Source organism: Nocardia sp. NPDC041819 (genome assembly GCF_055590505.1).
The window spans coordinates 1-3,768 of sequence record NZ_JBVJAP010000049.1; the positions used below are offsets into that span (position 1 = coordinate 1).

The window sequence follows — 3,768 nt, forward strand, 5'->3', positions numbered from 1 at the left end:
ACAACTCGTCATCCACGACCCACGGTGCCGCCACGACGAAACATACTGCACCGCAACGAGAGTCACCGCCACTCAACAGAACCTGTTAGGAGCTCTTAGAGCTCCTATCGGGTTCGGTTGCTGAGTCGTCGCCAGCAGATGAGGGTGGCTGCGAGGTTGAGGAGTCCTTGGTGGATGTCGGTGCGGCGTGGCCAGCGGGTGGCGAGGCGGCGGTACTGGTGTAGCAGTGCCAGGGATTGTTCGACGATCCAGCGTCCGGCGGTGACCTTGTCGCGGGTGCCGCGGCGCGGGATGTGGCCGGTGATGCGTCGTTGCCGTAGTTCGTCGTACACGCGTGGGTAGTCGTAGCCCTTGTCCGCGATCAACGTGGTGATCCGTTGACGTGGCCGACCGGGCCTGCCGCGCAGGGGTGGGACCCGGTCGAGCAACTCGGGCAGCATCAGGTGGTCGTTGACATTGGCCGCCGATAACGTGATCGCGAGTGGTAGCCCGTTTCCGCAGGTCAGGATGTGGTGTTTCGAGCCGGTTTTGCGGCGGTCGACCGGGCTCGGACCGGTTGCGGTGCCCCCCTTTTCGCCCGCACGTGCGAGCCATCGGGGATGACCCGGTCGAAATCGATCAACCCGGCGCGGTGGCAGTGAGCGAGCATCGTCTCATGCATAGCGTCGAACACGCCCGCCGTCTGCCAGTCCCGTAGCCGTCGCCAACACGTCATACCCGACCCGAACCCCAACTCCTTTGGCAGGTCCTCCCACCCGATCCCGGTGAACAGCACGAACAAGATCCCCTGCAACACCAGCCGGTCGTCCATCCGCGCCGGCCCCGGTGTCCCTGGCGCCCGGACCGGAAGTAGCGGTTCGATCACTGCCCACAGCTGGTCATCCACGATCCACGGCGCTGCCACAACGAAACATGCTGCACTACACGGCGATTCACCGCCACCTGACAGAACCTGTTAGGAGCTCTTTAGTGCGCGAACACCGATCCATGCAGCATCGAACATTCGTTTCACCTGTCATTGCTCGATCCCGCTCCCGAGTTACCGGCTATCCGAGTCCGCTCGAATCATTCGGCCCCGAATATCCATGTCGTTGGTGACAGACGTAGCCGATTACCTCCTACACCTAGGTAGGTGATCGGTAGGTCCTCGATGCTGACGCGGCTGCCGCGATCCACAATCACAGGCGCAGCACTCACGACGTTGCTTCGACAAGAGCTGCTGTAATAGGGACAACTCTGTGAGGTAAGACTGCATGGTCTGTCATCGGAATCAGCGACAGGCGGCTCCAGGTATCCAAGGTATTTTCTCCTTCGACACCAGAACTCGTCGTATCTTCCCAGCGGTGATCGCTGATGATACCCACCGGGGGTACAGCATTGTGCTGGCCAGCCCGCTGCAGGTTAGTGAATATTCCGAGCGTCGAGTTCCGCGGGATGGAAATGTTCAAAGGTAAGCCCGAGGAGTTCCGCAAGCCGCAAGCATGCAGGCCTCCGGATCCGATGCTGAAAGCGATCGTGACACGCAACTACGCCGTGCACTCCGAAGCTGACGAGCCCGCCGTGGTACTCCATGCCAGCACGGCTGTGCGAGTCGTCGTGGCCTTACACCAGCCCGACCATCATCGGAGGGACTTCCTCAGAGGGCCGAAGGCTTACCCTTCACTCCTTGAGCCATTGTGCCCTTCGACATATCTCGAACTGTGGCTGGATCCGCTCTATGCCCATGCTCTTTTGGAACTTGCGGGGGCGGATCTTGCGGAGGCGCCCGTCGAACTCGATGCCGTCGGGCCACGTGGTCGTGAATTGGCATGCCGGCTTCGCGATGAGCAGACGTGGTCTCGACAGTTCGACCTTCTCGATGACTTCTTGCTCGATCATGCTGACCTCATGCGCGGCCACGGTCGGGTGCCGGAGGTGAGCCGAGCATGGGCGATGCTCGTCGAAACTGCGGGAGCCATGCCGATCAGTCGGATCGCCGAAAAGGTGGGCTGGAGCCACAAACATCTCATTTTCAAGTTCGCAGAGCATGTAGGGCTCACGCCGAAGACGGCCGCTCGCATTACTCGTTTCGACCTTGCTCGACGGCGCCTGAATGCCGCGCCTCGATCGTATCTGAAGGAGATCGCAGCGGATTGCGGTTATTCTGATCAGTCACACTTCAACCGTGAGTTCCGTGAGTTCAGCGGGTACACGCCGTCGGAGTACCTGAACTATCTGTACGGAAGGTCGAAGAAATTGCACGCTATACAACAGAAACCGTAGACCATGCGGCGCATCTGACGAAATGGCTCGCGCGCATCGAATCTGGCGCGGCGAACGAACCCATAGGACCAAATGCGTGACCGCCTCGACGAGCGGCTGTCCAGAGCGTTCTAGGTGTAGGTGTACTGCCCAGGGAGGTTGGTCGAAGGATTGTGACGACACGCTGTAGTGGTCGTTGAATGGTGAAGGTCTCTTGTCGTGGAGTGGGAGTTGCTGAGACAACCACTGCCAAGGACAGGAGACCTTCGTGGTCCACGCTAACGCACCGTTGACTCCGAAAGGCCGGTTACTGCTGGCCCGTCGCATTGTGGAGGACGGCTGGTCGATCGCCCGGGCTGCCGAGCATTTCCATGTGGCGTGGCCGACCGCCGACCGGTGGCAGCGACGGTATCGGGAGATGGGTGCCGCTGGCATGGCTGATCGGTCCAGCCGTCCGCATCGCAGCCCGAACCGCACTGCGGCCCTGGTCGTGCGCAAGATCGTGGATCTACGCTGGCGCAGACGACTGTCGCCGCAGGCGATTGGCTCACGGTTGTCGATGCCGGCATCGACCGTGCATGCGGTCCTGGTCCGTTGCCGTTTGAATCGGCTCTCACACATGGATATTCGTACCGGCGAGGTGATCCGCCGCTACGAGCACCCACACGCGGGGGCATTGATCCATGTCGATGTCAAGAAGCTCGGCAACATTCCGGTCGGCGGCGGATGGCGCTTCGTCGGACGAGCGATCGGCCGCCGCAACCGAGCCGCTACACCCGGCATCAACCGCAGCCGCCACCGCGACCCGCTGCTGGGAACAGCCTTCGTGCACACGGTGATCGACGATCATTCCCGCGTCGCTTACGCCGAGATCCACGCTGATGAGACCGCCGATACCGCCATCGGCGTGCTGCGACGGGCGGTGAGCTGGTTCGCCGCCCGCGGTGTCACCGTCGAGCGGGTGCTCTCGGACAACGGCAGCTGCTACCGCTCCAAAGCGTGGGCTGCCGCCTGCACACAGCTCGGCATTACCGCCAAACGTACCCGGCCCTACCGGCCCCAGACCAACGGCAAGATCGAACGGGACTGCTGCATGGATAGGTGACAACTTGACCTGCCCCACCCTTTTGGTTCCAGCCGAGGTCGCTAACTGACAGCGGGAATGGGTGTCTTCTCGGAGAGTAGTTCGGACTCGATCGGGGTGCGGTAGCCGCGGGAGGAGTGGCGGCGTTGGCGGTTGTAGAAGATCTCGATGTAGTCGAAGATCGCGTTCGCGAGTTCGACGCGGGTCTTCCATTTCTTGCGGTCGAGCAGTTCGATCTGCATCGACGACCAGAAGGATTCGATCATGGCGTTGTCGAGCCCGTCGCCGACAGTCCCGAACGACGGCAGTAGTCCGGCCGATCGGATCTTCTCACCGAAAACCCAAGAGGTGAATTGATCGGGTTCAACCGGTGGAAGCAACATGCGAGGTCAGGAGGATGTTGTGGGAAGGCCGTCGGATTGGGTGCGGGAGGTGACGGGACG

2 protein-coding genes and 2 pseudogenes are annotated in these 3,768 nt (G+C 61.5%); 2 read left to right on the forward strand and 2 right to left on the reverse strand.

Going from position 1 to position 3,768, the window contains the following annotated elements; genetic code table 11:
• Nucleotides 1-104 precede the first annotated feature (104 nt).
• Nucleotides 105-904 (reverse strand): IS5 family transposase gene (locus ACZ6DL_RS38005; RefSeq protein WP_466058571.1). Its coding sequence is split into 2 segments (ribosomal slippage): nucleotides 105-574 and nucleotides 574-904, totalling 801 coding nucleotides; the frame shifts between segments, so codons are not numbered across the junction.
• Between the two features lie 500 nt (nucleotides 905-1,404).
• On the opposite strand from ACZ6DL_RS38005, the gene ACZ6DL_RS38010 reads away from it, so the two are divergent.
• Both ACZ6DL_RS38010 and ACZ6DL_RS38015 read left to right on the forward strand, forming a co-directional pair.
• Nucleotides 1,405-2,262 (forward strand): helix-turn-helix domain-containing protein, encoded by an 858-nt coding sequence (locus ACZ6DL_RS38010; protein ID WP_466058573.1) that lies wholly within the window; start codon nucleotides 1,405-1,407, stop codon nucleotides 2,260-2,262.
• Between the two features lie 247 nt (nucleotides 2,263-2,509).
• Nucleotides 2,510-3,325, forward strand: a pseudogene (locus ACZ6DL_RS38015) (IS481 family transposase); the annotation flags it as partial.
• A gap of 62 nt (nucleotides 3,326-3,387) precedes the next feature.
• Here the strand turns inward: ACZ6DL_RS38015 and ACZ6DL_RS38020 are convergent.
• Nucleotides 3,388-3,681, reverse strand: a pseudogene (locus ACZ6DL_RS38020) (transposase); the annotation flags it as partial.
• Nucleotides 3,682-3,768: the final 87 nt, after the last annotated feature.